Source organism: Prauserella endophytica (genome assembly GCF_005146945.1).
In the GTDB taxonomy this organism is placed as follows: domain Bacteria; phylum Actinomycetota; class Actinomycetes; order Mycobacteriales; family Pseudonocardiaceae; genus Prauserella_A; species Prauserella_A endophytica.
Genome location: NZ_SWMS01000008.1, coordinates 288097 through 303905, shown reverse-complemented (window position 1 = coordinate 303905; position 15809 = coordinate 288097). Strand labels below are relative to the sequence as shown.

Genomic DNA, 15809 nt, shown 5'->3' with positions numbered 1-15809 from the left:
ATCAGTCGACGACCATGCACAGCCAGTCGGGCACTACCGTGGGACACGAGAACCTCCGGGTCGGAGTGGGTCTTAGACAAGCCACATCCCATCCGGAGGTTCTCGCCCGTTCAACCAGGCTCGCCGCTACCAACGTCCTGGCCGGGTACAACTAGGCGCGGTCCTTGTCGGACTCGGATGGGGTGTGAGCTGCGGTCGAGCATCCCGTCTCGGGACACGAAGGCCTCCGGTCGGTGAAGCGGCTCCTCGGCAGCTCCACTTCACAACCGGAGGCCTTCGCCTGTCACCCAGACTCACCGACGCCGGGAGAGACGACCTCCCTGGACAGCACACTAGGTGTTGCGCATGTACGCCCGGACGGACAGCGGCGCGAAGACGATGACCGTCGCGATGGCGGCAACGATCGAGAGGCTGAGGTCGGTGCCGATGGCGCCGGTGTTGAGGAGGTCGCGGGCTGCGCTGACGAGGTAGGTAATGGGGTTGAGGTATGCCGCCGTCTGGAGCCAGTCGGGCATCGTGTCGATGGGCACGAAGGCACCCGACAGAAGGGTGAGGGGGTAGAGGACGAAGATCGCGATGCCCTGGAGGGCCTCGGGGGTGCGCGAAATGATGCCGAGGAAGGCGAAGACCCAGCTCAGCGCCCAGGCGCAGCCGATCACCAGCAGCGCCGCCCCGGCCATCGCGGCGAAGCCCCCGCCCGGGCGGTAGCCAAGGGCGAACCCGGCGAGGAAGGTGGTGATCGCGGCGATTGAGTAACGCAGCGTGTCGATGAGCAGGGCTCCGGCGAGCGGTGCGATGCGGGCGATCGGGAGAGTGCGGAAGCGATCGAAGACGCCGGAGTTCATGTCCTCGCGCAGGCCGGCGCCAGTGGCGACGGAGGCGGTGATGATGCTCTGCACAAGGATGCCGGGAATCAGGAAGGTCAGGTAGCTGCCGGTGTCGCCGGCGATGGCCCCGCCGAAGAGGAACGTGAACAGGACGGTGAACAGGATCGGCTGGGCGACGACGTCAAGAAACTGTTCTGGGGTTCGCTTGATGGTGAGCAATCCGCGGTAGGCCATGGTGCATGTGCTCTGGAACGCCTGCGCAGGGCTGGGGGTACGCCGCAAGGCGGGAGCGACGGTGGTCATGGGGCGCCTTCTTCAGTGGTGGACTTCGGAGTGGTGGCGGGTTCGGCCGCGTGGCCGGTAAGGGTGAGGAAGACCTCGTCGAGAGTGGGCTTCTGCACGCTCAGCTCGGACAGCCGCAAACCGTTGCCGCGCAGGTCGGTGAGCAGGTCGGTGACGGCGTCGGGGTTCTCCAGCGGCACGCTGACCCGGCCGGCTTCGGGTGAGACGGTCGCGCGAGTGCCGAGAAGGGCCTCGGCTCGCTCGCGAACCCGGTCCAGATCGGCTCGAACGTCGGGGCGCAGGAGAAGCACTGAACGTCCGACGGAGGCTTTGAGCTCGTCCGGGGTGTCGTCGGCGATGACCCGGCCGCGGTCGATGACCATGATGCGGTCGGCGAGCTGGTCGGCTTCGTCGAGGTACTGGGTGGTCAGCAGGACTGTGGAACCCTGCTCGACCAGGCGGCGGATGACCGACCACATCCGGTTCCGGTTGCGGGGGTCCAGGCCAGTGGTGGGCTCGTCGAGGAAGATCAGGGGTGGGCGGACGATGAGGCTCGCGGCGAGATCCAGGCGGCGTCGCATCCCGCCGGAGAACTTGCTCAGCGCACGTCCGGCCGCGTCGGACAGGTCGAACTCCTCCAGCAGCTGCGCGGCGCGGCGACGGGCGGCGGCACGGCTGAGGCCCAACAGGCGCGCGAAGATGACGAGGTTCTCGGTGGCGCTGAGTCTCTCGTCGACGGAGGCATATTGCCCGGTGACACCGATGAGCTGCCGGACGGTGTGGCCGTGAGTCGTGACGTTGTGGCCGAAGATCCGGGCGGTGCCAGCATCCGGACGTAGCAGGGTGGCGAGCATCCGGACGGTGGTGGTCTTGCCCGAACCGTTGGGTCCGAGCAACCCGTAGATCGAGCCGGTACGGATGCTCAGGTCGAGGCCGTCGACGGCCCGGTGGTCGTCAAAGGTCTTGGTCAGACCGTGAGCCTGCACCGCCCACTCGGTCGCGGGGGTGGACGGCGCAGGCGCGAGGGTGTCAATCACGAGGGTCGTCGCTTTCGGTGGTTGGGCCGGGATCAGGCGGCTCGTGCTCGATCAAGGAGGCTTTCGCGGTCCACACCCGCGAAGGCGAGGGCGCGCGGGACCGTGCCGAGACTGGCGGTCAGGATGCCAAGCAACAGCTCGGTCTCAGCGGGACGACGTCGGCCGTCCTGCCCGCCGATCGCGCGGCCTCGTTGGATGGCCTCCTTTGTAGAGGTTCCCCAACCCGGCCGGGTCTGGCGCGGCGTTGCCGTAAACAGCTCCTCATCCAATGGGCCGACCCCGACCGCGGACAAACTCTCGGTTCGCTCGCGGTCCAGAGCGGCTTCGATGCCGTCGCGGTCCAGACCAGCCTCGATCAAGACCCTTCGGGCCGCGAGTACCTCGTCGGAAGCGAGCGCCAGGAGAAGGTGCTCCGCCTCGACCGCGGGCGCCCTCCGGGCGCTCGCCTCCTCGATGGCGCACTCCAGCACGCGGGTCAGTGACCTGTTGAGCTTCTGATCAGCCATTTCTCCTCCTCAGTTCAACACCTGCGGCGACCAGGCGCCGCAGGTGCTTCTTGTTGACAGCCTGTCGGGTCACACCCAACGCCTCGGCGACCTGACCCCAAGCCCAGCCCTGGCGCATCGCACGCTCCACGGCGGCATCCTCGAGTCGGTCGGCCAGCTCACGGAGGGCGATCACGGCGGCTAGCTCGTCTGCCACTCCACCCGTTGGCGGTGTCACTTGCGAACTCATTTAAGCAACCTATGTTGCTACCCGGCTTTTGTCAACTCAGGTTTCCTAATTGCTGATCTTTGTGGCAGTGACTGCCTTTAGGCTGCTACTGTCTAACGTGGTGCGCGTGCGACTCGGTGTCAAGCACGCAGTACGCCTTGACAGAAGGAGCCGCCATGTACGAAGGGTCCGGACTGCGGGCTCGCAAGAAGCGCGACGCGATGCACCGAATACAGGACACGGCGCTCGACCTGTTCGAGGAGCGCGGCTACGACGCCGTGACGATCGAGGAGGTCGCGAACGCGGCGGCATTCGCGCCCAGAACGCTTTACCGGTACTTCGGCACCAAGGAGATGCTCGTCATCTGGGACGAGCACGACGAGTCCGCGATGGAGCCGATCCGGCGGCGGCTGGTTTCGCTCGACCCAATCGACGCCATCCGGCAAGTCCTGCACGCCAGCTTCGAGGCCATGACCGAGCGCGAGCTCGCGCAGCTCGAACGCCGCCTGAAACTCATCTACGCCAACCCCGCTATCGAGGCCGCCCTCACCCTTCACGCCGACGCCCTGGCCCGCCACCTGGTGGGAGTGATCAGTTCGTCTCAGGATGACGACCTGGAAGCGCACGTTCAGGTGAACGCCCTCGTCGGCGGCATCCTGGGCGCAATGCGGCACTGGTCGCTCAGCGGAGCGTCGACCCCCGTCATGGTCTCCATCGACCGCGCACTCGCTGTCCTCGAACGGGGTGTCGGGCGCAGCTCAGCCCACCTTCGAGCCAACACCGGTAACCCTCCGGCGAGCACATCAGCAGGGAAAGGCAAGGACCACGTCCGATGACCGCCGCGCGTGAGGTCCTCATATCTGGCGCAGGCATCGCCGGGCCGGCGCTCGCCTACTGGCTCCACGAGCACGGGATACGCGGCACGATCGTCGAGCGAGCCCCAGCTCCCCGCTCTGGGGGCTATGCCGTGGATGTACGTGGCGCGGCGATCGACGTCGCTCACCGGATGGGCATCCTCGAAAACCTGCGCGCCACAACCAGCGAGATCGCCCGCGGCGGGTTCGTCGACTCCCGCGGTCGGATCATCTCCGGCTTCGACACATCCACCGTCGCTCCTGGCGAACGTTCACTGGAAGTGCTGCGCGGTGACCTCGTGCGGCTCCTCCACGAGTCGGCCGATACGGACACCGAGTATCTGTACGAGGACACGATCACCGCACTGACGCAACACGACGGAGGCGTCGACGTCACGTTCGAGCGCGGCGAACCACGAACGTTCGATCTGGTCGTCGGAGCGGACGGCCTGCACTCCAACGTCCGACGTCTGGCGTTCGGACCGGAGGCTCCCTACCGGCGCTTCCTTGGCAGCTACGTCAGCATCTTCACCGTGCCCAACTCCCTGGAGCTCGACCGCGAGGCGCGCCTGTACAACACCCCCGGCCGGCTCGCGGCGATGTACCACACCCCACGCGCCGATGGCGCCAAGGCACTGCTCCTGCATCGCGTGAACGACGAGACCGAGATCGATCGCCGCGATCCCGTTCTGCAACAGGAACATCTGCGGTCCACGTTCGATGGGATGGGATGGGAGACCGACACGATCCTGGCGGAGATGGAGCGTGCCACCGACTTCTATTTCGACTCGGTCACCCAGATCAAGATCGACCGCTGGTCCCAGGGCCGCGTCACACTGGTCGGCGACGCCGGGTACTGCCCCTCGCCGATGTCCGGTCAAGGTTCCAGCCTCGCCATCGTCGGCGCCCACGTCCTCGCCGAAGAGCTGGCACGACACGACAGCCCCGAGACCGCCCTTGCCGCGTACGAGGCACGCATGCGTCCGTTCGTCGCGGCGAACCACGCGATCGCCGACCCAGGACTGTCCTTCATCGCACCACGCTCGCGCTGGGGAATCGCGACCCGCAATCTGCTCATCAAGGCGGCGCCCCTGCTCTCCACCCTCAGCAGGTTCAGCTCCAAGGTGTCGAATGCCGCTGAGGCCATCGACCTCTCCACCGGCACCCGCAGAGGTGTCTGACGGCATCGTGATCAGAGACGGTGTGTGGGCGAGCCGCTACGCCGCGGCGGCGCCTCTCTCGAGGCGCACGCCGCGTACCTGGCCGCACTCCCGGACCACCCCGCCGCGTGAACTAATGGGTGCCGAACGGTCCCGCAATCGAAGTCCGATCACGCGGACGCGATGACGCTGGCCAACATCCTGTGCACCGATATGCATGCTCACCGGCCGCTGCCCTCCGACACCGGACTGGCCCGGATCATCGCTGTGCTGGCTCGCGGCCACCAGGACGCGATTTGGCGGCGCACCAGGGTATCCAACGAGCTCCGGTCCCTGGTGCGGGAATACTTCTCCGGCTTGGAATCGCCCCCCGTCACCCGCACTTCCGGCAGCTCGTTCAAGGGCGAACACCCCGCCCGCACCGGCAACCGCAAGCTCGAACGGGCGTTCTTCCTGGCCGCATTCGCCGCCCTGCACGACCCGACCAGCAGGGCCTACTACGACTTGCGAGAGAGCCGAGGGCAAGAAACACAACGCCGCCCTCATCTGCCTGGCCCGCCGCCGCTGCGACGTGCTCTTCGCCATGCTCCGCAACCGCACCTACTACCGAACCCCCGCAACCCAAGGCCACGTCCGCGGCGGCTTGAAAACCACATAGGGACACCCCGCCGCGAACAACAGGACCAGCGCCGTGCCCACGGTGGGCAGCGCGCGACGCGTTGGTGGTCGGTGGCCGCCAGCCGGCGCCTGGGCGGACTTGCCGCCGGCGCGAACGAGCCTGCCACGAACTGCTCACCGGCCTCGGGCGGAACGCGCAGGGGCATCGGCAGCGTGTGTGTCACTCAATGGCCCGGCGGCGTCGGCCACCCGGCGATCCACCGGGTTGGACGTCAGGGCCGCTCGCGACGTGACGTCTGGTCGTACCGGCCGTGCCGTGGTGGCGCGGTCGGTTCGGCGGACGTGGACCAGCCGACCGGCGACGTGCCGTCCGGAGCCGGCGGTACCTCCGGCTGGCGCTCCTGATCGCCGGGCGAGGGACTGGCTCCCTGCTCGAGCTGCTCCACTCGCGCCGCGATCATGTCGAGCACAGCGGGACGTCCCGCGTGCGCGCGCTCGTACTCCCGTAACGCGGCGAGCTGATCTTTGTCGAGAGACCGGATCCGGTGTTGAATGCTGCTCTGCGGCAGATGATCGTAGCCGGGCAGCGGTGAGTTGGTATGGCCGGACACGTGGTTCCTCCGTCCTGTGTTCCTGTCCTGATGGGCCGACAACGCGAACGACTCGGCGCCCTCGTGGCCGAGGCTGTCCAGCGAAAGGTGTTGCCGCTTGTTTCTCGCGCGTGCCGACAAGCTCCTTCCGTGCTTCCTTACGGCTACCACGTCGTGGCCGTGTCACACCCGCCCCGCGATGCCACTAGACCGTGGCAATGGCACCGTCAGCCCGCCGGGGCAGCCGCACGAACGACCCCGTTGATGGGCCCGCTATCGACGGCGGTCACGGCCTGTCGGACCGCAGCACCGCGACCGGGCACGGAGCGTGGTACAGCACGGCGTGGCTGACCGACCCGAGGAAAGCACGGCGGACACGGCCGCGGCCGTGGCTGCCGACCACGAGCAGCCGCGCATCCTGGGCAGCGTCCAGCAGGGCATGAGCGGGCGGATTCGGCACCTCGGCCAGTGTGGCATCGACATCGGGATACGCGGTCCCGTGCTGGTCGAGCTGCCGTGACACTCCCGGCTGCATGCCGCCCTTCCCGACCTGTGGACCGAGGCCGGCCACGGGTCCGGTGGTCAGCAGGTTCGGCGGGAGATCCGAGAGGGCGTGCACGGCACGCAGCGGGACACCGTGGCGGTGGGCGAAGTCGAACGCGAATCCCACGGCCGGATCGCTGTTCGCCGAACCGTCCGCGCCGACGATCACCGGTGCGTGGTCGGCGACCTCGGTGTCCAACTCGTCGCCGTCAGGCCCCGTCCGGACCACGACCAACGGCACGTCCACCGAGCGGGCCAGGTCAGCTGCTGTGGATCCGAGCAACACGCGGGGCAAGGCGCTGATACCGGATGAACCGATCACCAGTAGCGGGGCCTCGCGATCGGCTGCAACGCGGGCCAGCGTCGCCGCGGCCGGGCCCTCGGGAGCCGCCGTTTCAACGGTGACCTCCGGAGCCATGCGGCGACACTCGTCGGCGGCATCCTCGAGCAGCTGCCTGGCGTGCCGGCGGATCAGCTCGCCGTCGAAGTCGGCCGCCGTGACCCGGTCCTCCACGGCCGGTGGCGCCCACTCGAAGACCTGCGCGATGAGCAGGCGCCGATCCCGCCGGGCCGCTTCGGCCACGGCCCAGCGCAGTGCCAGTCCGGCGCCGTCCGACCCGTCGAAGCCGACCACAACCGGCCCCTGCGTAGGAGCTGAGTTCGTCATTCCTCTCATCCTTCGTGCCCGGTTCCGGCTTGCGATCCAGGGATGCCCGATTCGTCGGAATTGAACACATCACGCCCAGAGGTGCCTGCGTCCCAGACTCGCCATCACGGCCAACGCGCCGAACGGCGCCGACCGTGCGGCGAGCGCCGCCGACGAAGTGGCAGTTACGCCAACGTCGCAGAAGCCGAGACCGCACGTGCAAGAGCGTCCGCCGCAACGGCTCGGTGCTCAGCGCACGAAGCCACGCGCGCGGCACGCACCGCCAAAACCTTGGCCCGGACGCCGCGGCACGCCTTCCAGGCTCGCCGGGCAGGCAACGACGCCGCCGCCCACCCCGAAGCAGCCGCCGCAGCCCACAAGGTCGCCGCGCAAGCCGGTGATGGATACGGGAGTGAGGGAGAGGCAGGGTTCGACGATCTCGTGATGGACATCGTGTGCCGTACCGAGAGTTTACCCGCTTGAGTTCCGGCGGCGTGCACTTGCATCGCTGGAAGTGGGACGGTTCGCGCTCGATGTCGCGTCCGTCGGGGACGGCCGAGTCCTGGGTTAACCGTTGTAAGAAACGGGACCTGCTCGGCTGCGGTCGCTACTTTCCCGACGCGGGCTCGGCGCCGTCACCGACGACGCGGTATGTCAGCTCGACATCGCCAAGCGCACCGACTCGCGCGTGTCCCAAGACATGATTTCCCCTTGCGGTCATTGGTGTTTCCGCAGACCACAGTGCACGCGCCGCTCACGACACACCAAGGGGCGGCTGCCGCTCAGTGGCAGCCGGGTTCGAGTCCGCGATTTGACGCCGACGTCAGTCGGACCGGTGCCAGCTTGACTTTGCCGTCGCCGCACGATTCCTGGCAGCTCGCGAACGGCCTCGGTGTAACGTCGTTTCGTGGCAGTCGAGCGACGAAGTGAATCACCAGGCCAGCGCCCTCAACCTGGCGGTCGGCGCGAGACGATCCTGCGCTGCGCGTTGGCGGTCGTCGCTGAGAACGGGATCGGCGGGCTTCGAATGCGCGACCTCGCTCAACGTGTCGGTGTGAGCCATCCCAGTCTTCATCACCATTTCGCCACGAAGGGCGACCTGCTGGCGGCTGTGGTCGATTATGCTCTCGATCATGAGATCCTGACTGGGATCGAGTTGGATCCCGCAAGTGCGGATCCGGTCGGTGATCTTGTCCGCGTCCTCGAGGTGACGCACGAGCGGTTCGCCTCACGCCCCGACATCGGTGTCGTGCTGGGGGAACTGATCCGGCAAAGCCGTACGGATCCTTTGCTGGCGGCGCGTCTCGGTGACAGGCACGCCGCGTGGCGCTCGGTCACCGAGGTCGCCCTTCAGCGGGCCGTCCATATGGGGAGACTTCCGTCCGGTTTCGACGTTGAGGCGGTCACCGACCTGCTTCTCGCGGCGATCACCGGATGGTCGACTTGGCCGTCGCAAGACACGCCCCCGCCATCGATGCGAGCAATCCGGGCGCTGCTCACGCCTGCTTCCTCGACCGGGCATTGAGGTCGCGTTCTGCACAAGATTAGGTCGCTGCGAGTCAACTCACTAGGTGGGTGTCCGACCAGTATTGGTTCCGAACGGCGTCGCTTCGACGTCGACGACGATTGGAGCAAACATGGACTACATCTGCCTGTCGCTTCCCGTGCAGCCGGACCGTGTGGACGACACACGGAAGTTTCTGAGCAACGAGCTTCCGGACCGGCTCGATGAGCTCGCTGACTCCCAAGCCGCGCTTGGCATCGTAAAGGAGCACTGGTTCCTCGATGGCCGTGAGGAGGGTGCGACCCTGATCGGCTACATCGAAAGCCTCGATTTCGCCAAGAGCGCGGAGCTGATGGCTGCGTCCAAGCGGCCCTTCGACGTCTGGTTCAAGTCGCGGCTGCGCGAATGCACCGGGGCGGATCTCGAGGGCCCGCCGACCTATGGTCTGCCTGAACCGCTGATTACTTGGTCAGCCCGCTGATGCGCATTGACGCGGAGCTGCTCATTCCCGGGGACGGGGAACCCGTCCCCGGCGCTACCCTCACGGTGGCCGATGGCAAGATCGTGTACGCAGGTCCGACGGTGAACGCGCCCGACGAGGTCACCGCTGAACCGGCCGAGGCGCGGGTTCATACCCTTATGCCTGGCCTTTGGGATGCCCACGCGCATCTCCTCGGAGCGAAGATGCTTGATCACGTCGCCATCGCCCTGACGCCTGTAGCTGTGCGAGCTGCTCGATCGGTCGCTGATCTTCGGGCGGCCCTCGACGCGGGTGTCACCTCGATCCGAGACCTCGGGGGGTTGGGCGTCGACCTCGCCGAGGCGGTCAACGAGGGGTCGGTGGTCGGGCCCCGGATCTATGGAGCGGGTGCGATCCTTACCCCGACCGGCGGCCATGGGGACGTACCGTCCCTACCGTTGCGGCTGGTTGGCGAGCGCGATCCCGGGGTGCGAATCGAATCGAGGATCTGCGATGGTGTTTCGGACTGCGTGAGAGCGGTGCGCGAGCAACTGCGCCGATCTGCGCGACTGATCAAGGTGTGCGCATCTGGCACGATGGGCACACTCATCGACAATCCAAGTCAGCTGCAGTTCACGCCGGAGGAGCTCAGGGCGATCGTCGAGACCGCCGGGCTCGCGGATCGCATCGTCGCGGCCCACGCGGTAGGGCGTCCTGGCATCCTCGCTGCGGTCCAAGCGGGGGTTCGGACCATTGAACACGGCAGCGACCTCGACGACGAAGCGTGCGACGCGATGCGGGAGACCGGAACGATCCTTGTGCCAACATGCGGGGTTGTCGAACATTTCACTAGCATTCCGGGGCTTGCGGACGAAGCGCGAAGCGCCCTAGAACGGACGGCGGCCCGGCACAACGAGTCGATCGCGCGGGCGATCGAGCGTGGAGTTGAGGTCGCTCTTGGAACGGATGCGGTGACAAGCCACGCCTTCGGCGCCAGTCCGGTGAGCTGGGGTTCTCATGGTGCTGAGCTGAAACGGTTGGTACGACTCGGAATGAGCCCGCTCGCGGCGATCCGATCGGCGACGGCCGTGGGGCCGGCAACGCTCGGACCGCAGGCACCGTTGACTGGCCAGCTCGTCACCGGATACGACGCGGACATGATCGCGCTGTCGATCAACCCACTGACGGAGGCCCACCGACTCGCTGATCCGACTGTGGTCGAGCAGGTTTGGATCGGTGGCCGGCTGGTGAAAGGCACCCACGCGGTTGCGGTGTGAGTATACGCGGGGCTAATCTCTCGACACTGTCTACCATCTGGTAGGCAAGCGCCCACAAGCAGCCCGTGTACCGGAGGGTGACATGGTGGATCGAGAGACTCGTGACGCACCCGCGCCTCCTGTCGGGCTACTCGAGTGGAACGATGTGATCTCCCAGGGGTTCGTACCGCTCACGGCTCGCACCCAGTCGGCAAGCGATGCTCGTGATTTCCGGGGGACGCTTTCGTCGGTCGCCTACCGATCGGTTCAGGTGAGCGACGTTTCCGGGCGCCGTGTGACCGTGGAGCGAAGCGTAGCCAGCATCGCCCGCAGCGACCCGCGCGCGGTCAAACTCAGCCTTCAGCTGCGAGGGATGGGGCGGGTGGATCAAGGTGCCCGGACAGCGACACTTTTCCCCGGCGACCTCGTGATCTATGACACCAGCGAGCCGTACACACTCGCCTTCGACGAGCCATTCGCAATGCGGGTCGCCATGGTTCCGCGAGCCCTGATCGCATTTCCGCAGGCAGAGATCGGTCAACTCACCGCGCTGCGGATCAGCGGTCGTTCGATGCCAGCACGGCTCCTTACTCATATGATGGCGGAGATGAGTCGTTCGGGCTTAATGGGCGGCGCCTCCATTCGAATGGTCGAGAGCGCGTTTGTTGAACTGGTCGGCGCTGTGCTCGCCGAACTCCCGTCCCCTGCGAGGACCGCCAGCTCGCATGCGATCTTCTCCTCAGCTCGCCGATTGATCGACCAACGGCTTGGAGAGGAGGAACTCGACACCACCAGTGTCGCCCTTGCCCTGCACGTCTCGCCTCGGCACCTGCAGAAGGCGTTCCAGCGACATGGGACCACTGTGGCTGCTTGGATTCGCGCCCGCAGGCTCGAGCGCTGCGCCCGGGAGTTGACTGATCCGCTCCTGGCGGACGAACCGGTGTCGGCGATTCGCAGTCGCTTTGGGTTCCACGACGCGTCGCACTTCGCCCGAACGTTCAAGGCACAGTTCGGCATGTCTCCGCGCGAGTTCCGGCGCCATCACGGCGCCGCCATCACCGAGGTTGTGATCGGAGATCGTAGAGCCGTTTGAGCTTGCGTGGGCTTTGCGGAAGCGCGCCCGGGTTTTCCAGCTGAATGTGTACTGAAGACCCGATGACCTCTTGTTCAATGCAGACGGTGAGTTCGTCCACCGCCCTCTTCGTTCTGGTTCGAGGATGAAGTGTGACGAGAGGACTTCGCTGCCCAGATCGAGTTTTCGATCTGGGCCGGGAAGAGGCCTACCGCCCCGCAGGATGATCATGCCGTCACTCCGGATACCACGGGCTCCGGCATAGCGGGACCAGAGCGCAATCGAGCCTGCGCCTGTGACGGCCGGGGGCTCGCTTTTCTTCGGGAACACACCACCCGGCCGGGAGTTGACCTTAGGTTAGACTAGCCTTACAGTGACTGACCGTCGGTCAGTCACTGTAAGGCACTGGCGGCGCGACCCGATCAGTAAGACGAGGAAGGCTTATGACGACCACGGAGGCAGTGCGGCCGGACCCTCCCGCGCCACCGGACAACCAGGAAACCGAGGCCCCGCGCATGTTGCCGATCCGGGACGCGGCGAACATGCTGCGGCCGGTACGGCCGCCGCTGCCACCGCCGTGCTGTCGGCGGTGGCAGCGGCGGCCGGGTTCGCCCCGTTCGTCGCCATCGCGGAGATCGCGCGGGCGGTGCTCGGCGCGCCGAGCCTCGGGTCTGTGGCCGGGACGGCGTGGACCTGGGCCGGCATCGGGGCCGGTGGCGCGTTGCTGCGCCTGCTGCTGCTCGGGTTGTGCACCCACGTGGGACACAAGGCCGACGCGGAGATGCTGCACCACCTCCGGGTCCAGATCGTGCGGCGCCTCGGCGTCGTGCCGCTCGGCTGGTTCCGATCGGCCGGTTCCGGCCAGGTGAAGAAGGCGATGACCAGTGACATCGAGGAGATGCACGAGCTGATCGCGCATGCCCTGGGAGCGCTGGTCGGCGCGGCCGCGGCGCTGACCGTCGGCATCGGCTACCTCGTGTTCGTGGACTGGCGGATGGCGCTGATAACCGTCGCCATCCCGGTGGCAGCGGTGATCACCTACCGGCTCGCCATGCGCTCGCTGCCGGCCCACATGTCGCGACTGCTCGCCGCCGAGGGGCAGATCAGCGCCGCCAGTGTCGAGTACGTCGACGGGATCACCGTGGTCAAGGCGTTCGGCGGCACCGAGGGCAAGGTGCTGGGTCGCTTCGACGACGCCATGCGCGAGCACACCGCGGCCTACCGGGCCTGGCTGGCGGGAAACCGGGCCAGCTCCGCGATGAACCGGGTGCTCGGCTCGGAGATGGCGGTGCTGGGCGTGGTGATGGCCGCCGGGCTCGGCTTCGTCGGCGCGGGCTGGCTGACGGTCCCCGACCTGTTGCCGTTCCTGATCGTCGGCATCGGCCTGCCGACCTCGTTCACCCCGATGATCCACGGCGCGCAGGGCGTGCGCATGGCACGCGTGTCCGCGGGCAACCTCGACCGGCTGCTGTCCAAGCCGCCGCTGCCGGAGCCGGAACAGCCGAGGGAGCCGCGGGGGTATCGGGTGGAGTTGGATCGGGTGTCGTTCTCCTATGACGGGGTGACCAACGCGCTGGACGGAGTCAGCGCGGTGTGTGAGCCGGGCACGGTCACCGCCATCGTCGGCCCCTCCGGCGCGGGCAAGTCCACTGTGGCCAGCCTGCTGCCGCGGTTCTACGACGTGACCGGGGGCGCGATCCGGATCGGCGGGGTGGACGTGCGGGAGATCTCCTCGAAGACCCTGCTCTCGTCGATGTCGCTGGTGTTCCAGGACGTGGTGTTGTTGCGGGACACGGTGACCGAGAACATCCGGATCGGCCGGCCCGACGCCACCGACGACGAGGTTCGCCAGGCGGCCAAGGCCGCCCAGATCCATCCGGTGATCGAGCAGTTGCCGCACGGCTACGACACCGTGCTGGACAGCGGCAAGGGTGGGCTGTCCGGCGGGGAGCGGCAGCGGTTGACCATCGCCCGCGCGATCCTGTCCGGGGCGCCGATCGTGGTGCTGGACGAGGCCACCGCCTCGCTGGACCCGGACAGTGAGACCGCGGTGCAGGACGCGTTGTCGGAGTTGGTGGCCGGCAAGACGGTGATCGTCATCGCGCACCGGTTGCACACCATCGCCGCCGCCGACCAGATCCTCGTGCTCGACGAGGGCAGCGTCGCCGAGTCCGGAACCCACCACGAACTCCTCGCCTCCGGCGGGCTGTACGCCCGCATGTGGCGCGCACAGCAGAACGGAGACACCGCATGATCCGTCGGCTTTACCGGCTCTGGCCACACCCCGGCCTGCTGGTCCAGTTGTGGTCGCTGACCGCCGCCCTCGCGGTACTGCAGGGACTGCTGCTCGGCTTGCTGGTGCCGATCCTGCGGGCCCTGCTGCAGCCCGAGCCCGACTTCGCCGCCGCCACCCCCTGGCTGATCATCGGCGCGATCGGCCTCGTCGCCTACGCCGTACTCAGCGTGATCGCGACCCCGGTCGGGTTCGCGGCGGCCATGAAGCTGGCGGTGCAACTCCGGCACCACCTGATGCGGCACGTGACCACGCTGCCGCTCGGCTGGTTCACCGCCGACAAGAAGGGCCAGTTCTCCCGCACCGTCACCAGTGTCGCCGGTACCCTCTCCCAGCTGACCGCGACGATCGGGGGTCCGGCCATCACCTGCACGCTCGTGCCGGCCACCATCATCGGGGTCACCTTCGTGGTGGACTGGCGCCTCGCGCTGCTCCTGCTGGTCACCCTGCCCATCGCGCTGGTCGCGCTGGGCCGCTCCTGGCGCACCGTCGCCGCTGTGTCGGACGACATGGAGATCGCCGCGAACGAGGTCGCCAGCCGGGCGATCGAGTTCGGCCAGGCCCAGCCCGTGCTGCGCGCGGCCGGCCACGCCACCACCGGCAGCGTCCGCATGCGCGACGCGCTCGACGACCACCGCCACCGCTACCGCCGCGGCCTGCACCGGATGCTGTTTCCGGACCTGTCCTACAGCGGTGTGGTGATGGCCGGGTACGTTGCCGTCCTCGTGTTCGGCGTGCAGTTCCTGCTCAGCGGAACATTGTCCATTCCGGACACCATCGCCCTGCTGGTGCTGGCCGTCCGCTTCCTCGAACCGCTCGGCGCGATGGTGGACCACGCCTCGGGTCTCGGCGCGATGGACTACCTCAGCGAGCGGGTCGAGTCCGTCCTGCGCACCCCTTCGCTGCCGCACAGCCCGAACCCGGTTCGCCGGCTCGAGGACGCCAGCATCGAGTTCGCCGACGTGACCTTCTCCTACGGGGGCCCGGACGCGGGCGAGAAACCCGCGCTGTCCGAGGTGTCGTTCCGCTGCCCGCCCGGCACGACCACGGCGCTGGTCGGGCCGTCCGGCTCCGGAAAGACCACGGTCACCCGGCTCATCGCCCGGTTCTTCGACATCGACTCGGGCAATGTGCGCGTCGGCACCGTCGACGTGCGCGAACTGGATCACCCGGTCCTCTTGGAGAACATCGCCATCGTGTTCCAGGACGTCTACCTCTTCGACACCACCATCGAGGAGAACCTGCGGATCGCCCGGCCGGACGCCACCTGGGAGGAACTGGAGGACGCGGCGCGGCACGCCCGGCTGGACGAGGTGATCGAACGGCTGCCCGGTGGCTGGCAGACGCGCGTCGGCGAGGCCGGCGCGCAGCTCTCCGGCGGCGAGCGGCAACGGGTCTCCATCGCCCGCGCCTTCCTCAAGCGAGCGCCGATCGTACTCATCGACGAGGCGGCATCGGCGCTCGACCCGGAGAACGAGAGCGCGATCAGCCAGGCCATCGCGGCCCTTTCCGACGACCCTGGACGCACGGTGATCGTGATCGCCCACCGGCCCACCACGCTCGCCACGGCGGACCAGGTGATCGCGCTGGACGGCGGCAGGATCGCCGAGATCGGCACCCCGGCCGAACTGCGCGACGCCGAGGGCACCTTCGCCCGCTTGTACCACCAGTACGAGCACGCCCGCAGCTGGCACATCACGGCGTGAGGCTCAGTCGTCGGCCGCCCGCACGGAGAGAGTGTGGTGGAAGCTGTTCAACGGATCCCAATCCCGCTTGGCCTTCTGCAGCGGCGGGTCACCGACCAGTGCCACGGAGGACTGGCCGGTCGGCCGGCCTGCCGCCGACGGGTCTGGCGAGGTGGCAGAGGCCATGCACGCCGATGTGCGGTCGGAACCCCTGCGTACGGCCCGACATCGACACGGCAACGCCGCCGCTCGATGCCGAGGAGGCAGG

Annotated in this window: 15 protein-coding genes and 2 pseudogenes; 10 read left to right on the top strand and 7 right to left on the bottom strand. The window is 67.7% G+C overall.

Features of this window, described 5'->3' with window-relative positions:
- Positions 1-332: 332 nt before the first annotated feature.
- Genes FCN18_RS17345 through FCN18_RS17330 form a run of 4 tightly spaced genes read right to left on the bottom strand, consistent with a single transcriptional unit; the run spans position 333 to position 2827 of the window.
- Entirely contained in the window at positions 333-1130 is a 798-nt protein-coding gene (locus tag FCN18_RS17345) for an ABC transporter permease (RefSeq protein WP_137095606.1), read from the bottom strand.
- A complete protein-coding gene (locus FCN18_RS17340; protein WP_228714011.1) occupies positions 1127-2146 on the bottom strand; it encodes an ATP-binding cassette domain-containing protein in 1020 nt (339 codons plus the stop codon). Before FCN18_RS17340 ends, FCN18_RS17345 begins: the two co-directional genes overlap by 4 nt.
- A 32-nt stretch (positions 2147-2178) precedes the next feature.
- Entirely contained in the window at positions 2179-2652 is a 474-nt protein-coding gene (locus FCN18_RS17335; RefSeq protein WP_137095605.1) for a Clp protease N-terminal domain-containing protein, read from the bottom strand.
- A complete protein-coding gene (locus FCN18_RS17330; protein WP_369973596.1) occupies positions 2645-2827 on the bottom strand; it encodes a hypothetical protein in 183 nt (60 codons plus the stop codon). The genes FCN18_RS17335 and FCN18_RS17330 overlap by 8 nt, the downstream gene beginning before the upstream one ends.
- A gap of 209 nt (positions 2828-3036) precedes the next feature.
- Here FCN18_RS17330 and FCN18_RS17325 point away from each other — a divergent pair, with 209 nt between their 5' ends.
- The 4 genes and pseudogenes from FCN18_RS17325 to FCN18_RS17310 all read left to right on the top strand — a co-directional run.
- Positions 3037-3696 (top strand): TetR/AcrR family transcriptional regulator, encoded by a 660-nt coding sequence (locus tag FCN18_RS17325; protein ID WP_112273756.1) that lies wholly within the window; start codon positions 3037-3039, stop codon positions 3694-3696.
- Entirely contained in the window at positions 3693-4895 is a 1203-nt protein-coding gene (locus tag FCN18_RS17320) for an FAD-dependent monooxygenase (protein WP_137095604.1), read from the top strand. Before FCN18_RS17325 ends, FCN18_RS17320 begins: the two co-directional genes overlap by 4 nt.
- A 129-nt stretch (positions 4896-5024) precedes the next feature.
- Positions 5025-5225 (top strand): annotated as a pseudogene (locus FCN18_RS40565) (IS110 family transposase); the annotation flags it as partial.
- 18 nt (positions 5226-5243) lie between these two features.
- Positions 5244-5532 (top strand): annotated as a pseudogene (locus tag FCN18_RS17310) (transposase); the annotation flags it as partial.
- A 232-nt stretch (positions 5533-5764) separates the two neighbouring features.
- On the opposite strand, the gene FCN18_RS17305 reads toward FCN18_RS17310, so the two are convergent.
- Positions 5765-6103, bottom strand: coding sequence for a hypothetical protein (locus FCN18_RS17305; protein ID WP_112274805.1), 339 nt, complete (start codon positions 6101-6103; stop codon positions 5765-5767).
- 265 nt (positions 6104-6368) lie between these two features.
- Complete coding sequence (locus FCN18_RS17300; RefSeq protein ID WP_158303135.1) at positions 6369-7292, bottom strand: universal stress protein; 924 nt, start codon at positions 7290-7292, stop codon at positions 6369-6371.
- An 886-nt stretch (positions 7293-8178) separates the two neighbouring features.
- On the opposite strand from FCN18_RS17300, the gene FCN18_RS17295 reads away from it, so the two are divergent.
- From FCN18_RS17295 to FCN18_RS17270, 6 genes are all read left to right on the top strand, one after another.
- A complete protein-coding gene (locus FCN18_RS17295) occupies positions 8179-8796 on the top strand; it encodes a TetR/AcrR family transcriptional regulator (RefSeq protein ID WP_137095603.1) in 618 nt (205 codons plus the stop codon).
- Positions 8797-8908: 112 nt separating this feature from the next.
- Complete coding sequence (locus tag FCN18_RS17290; protein ID WP_112273764.1) at positions 8909-9256, top strand: hypothetical protein; 348 nt, start codon at positions 8909-8911, stop codon at positions 9254-9256.
- 65 nt (positions 9257-9321) lie between these two features.
- Entirely contained in the window at positions 9322-10512 is a 1191-nt protein-coding gene (locus tag FCN18_RS17285; protein WP_206077926.1) for a metal-dependent hydrolase family protein, read from the top strand.
- 82 nt (positions 10513-10594) lie between these two features.
- On the top strand, positions 10595-11584 hold the full coding sequence (locus tag FCN18_RS17280) for a helix-turn-helix domain-containing protein (RefSeq protein ID WP_112273768.1): 990 nt from the start codon (positions 10595-10597) through the stop codon (positions 11582-11584).
- A gap of 568 nt (positions 11585-12152) precedes the next feature.
- Positions 12153-13817, top strand: coding sequence for an ABC transporter ATP-binding protein (locus FCN18_RS17275; RefSeq protein ID WP_267285367.1), 1665 nt, complete (start codon positions 12153-12155; stop codon positions 13815-13817).
- Positions 13814-15562, top strand: a complete 1749-nt coding sequence (locus FCN18_RS17270) for an ABC transporter ATP-binding protein (RefSeq protein ID WP_137095602.1) — start codon at positions 13814-13816, stop codon at positions 15560-15562. The genes FCN18_RS17275 and FCN18_RS17270 overlap by 4 nt, the downstream gene beginning before the upstream one ends.
- Positions 15563-15565: 3 nt before the next feature.
- Here FCN18_RS17270 and FCN18_RS39115 read toward each other — a convergent pair whose 3' ends face one another.
- Positions 15566-15727, bottom strand: a complete 162-nt coding sequence (locus FCN18_RS39115; protein WP_158303134.1) for a BBE domain-containing protein — start codon at positions 15725-15727, stop codon at positions 15566-15568.
- Positions 15728-15809: the final 82 nt, after the last annotated feature.

What these genes read in the sequence shown, in the direction of transcription:
- FCN18_RS17320 (WP_137095604.1), top strand. Translation starts at nt 3,693, where the DNA reads ATGACCGCCGCGCGTGAGGTCCTCATATCTGGCGCAGGCATCGCCGGG.
- FCN18_RS39115 (WP_158303134.1), bottom strand. Translation starts at nt 15,727, where the DNA reads ATGGCCTCTGCCACCTCGCCAGACCCGTCGGCGGCAGGCCGGCCGACC.
- FCN18_RS17270 (WP_137095602.1), top strand. Translation starts at nt 13,814, where the DNA reads ATGATCCGTCGGCTTTACCGGCTCTGGCCACACCCCGGCCTGCTGGTC.
- FCN18_RS17290 (WP_112273764.1), top strand. Translation starts at nt 8,909, where the DNA reads ATGGACTACATCTGCCTGTCGCTTCCCGTGCAGCCGGACCGTGTGGAC.
- FCN18_RS17345 (WP_137095606.1), bottom strand. Translation starts at nt 1,130, where the DNA reads ATGACCACCGTCGCTCCCGCCTTGCGGCGTACCCCCAGCCCTGCGCAG.
- FCN18_RS17300 (WP_158303135.1), bottom strand. Translation starts at nt 7,292, where the DNA reads ATGACGAACTCAGCTCCTACGCAGGGGCCGGTTGTGGTCGGCTTCGAC.
- FCN18_RS17335 (WP_137095605.1), bottom strand. Translation starts at nt 2,652, where the DNA reads ATGGCTGATCAGAAGCTCAACAGGTCACTGACCCGCGTGCTGGAGTGC.
- FCN18_RS17280 (WP_112273768.1), top strand. Translation starts at nt 10,595, where the DNA reads ATGGTGGATCGAGAGACTCGTGACGCACCCGCGCCTCCTGTCGGGCTA.
- FCN18_RS17325 (WP_112273756.1), top strand. Translation starts at nt 3,037, where the DNA reads ATGTACGAAGGGTCCGGACTGCGGGCTCGCAAGAAGCGCGACGCGATG.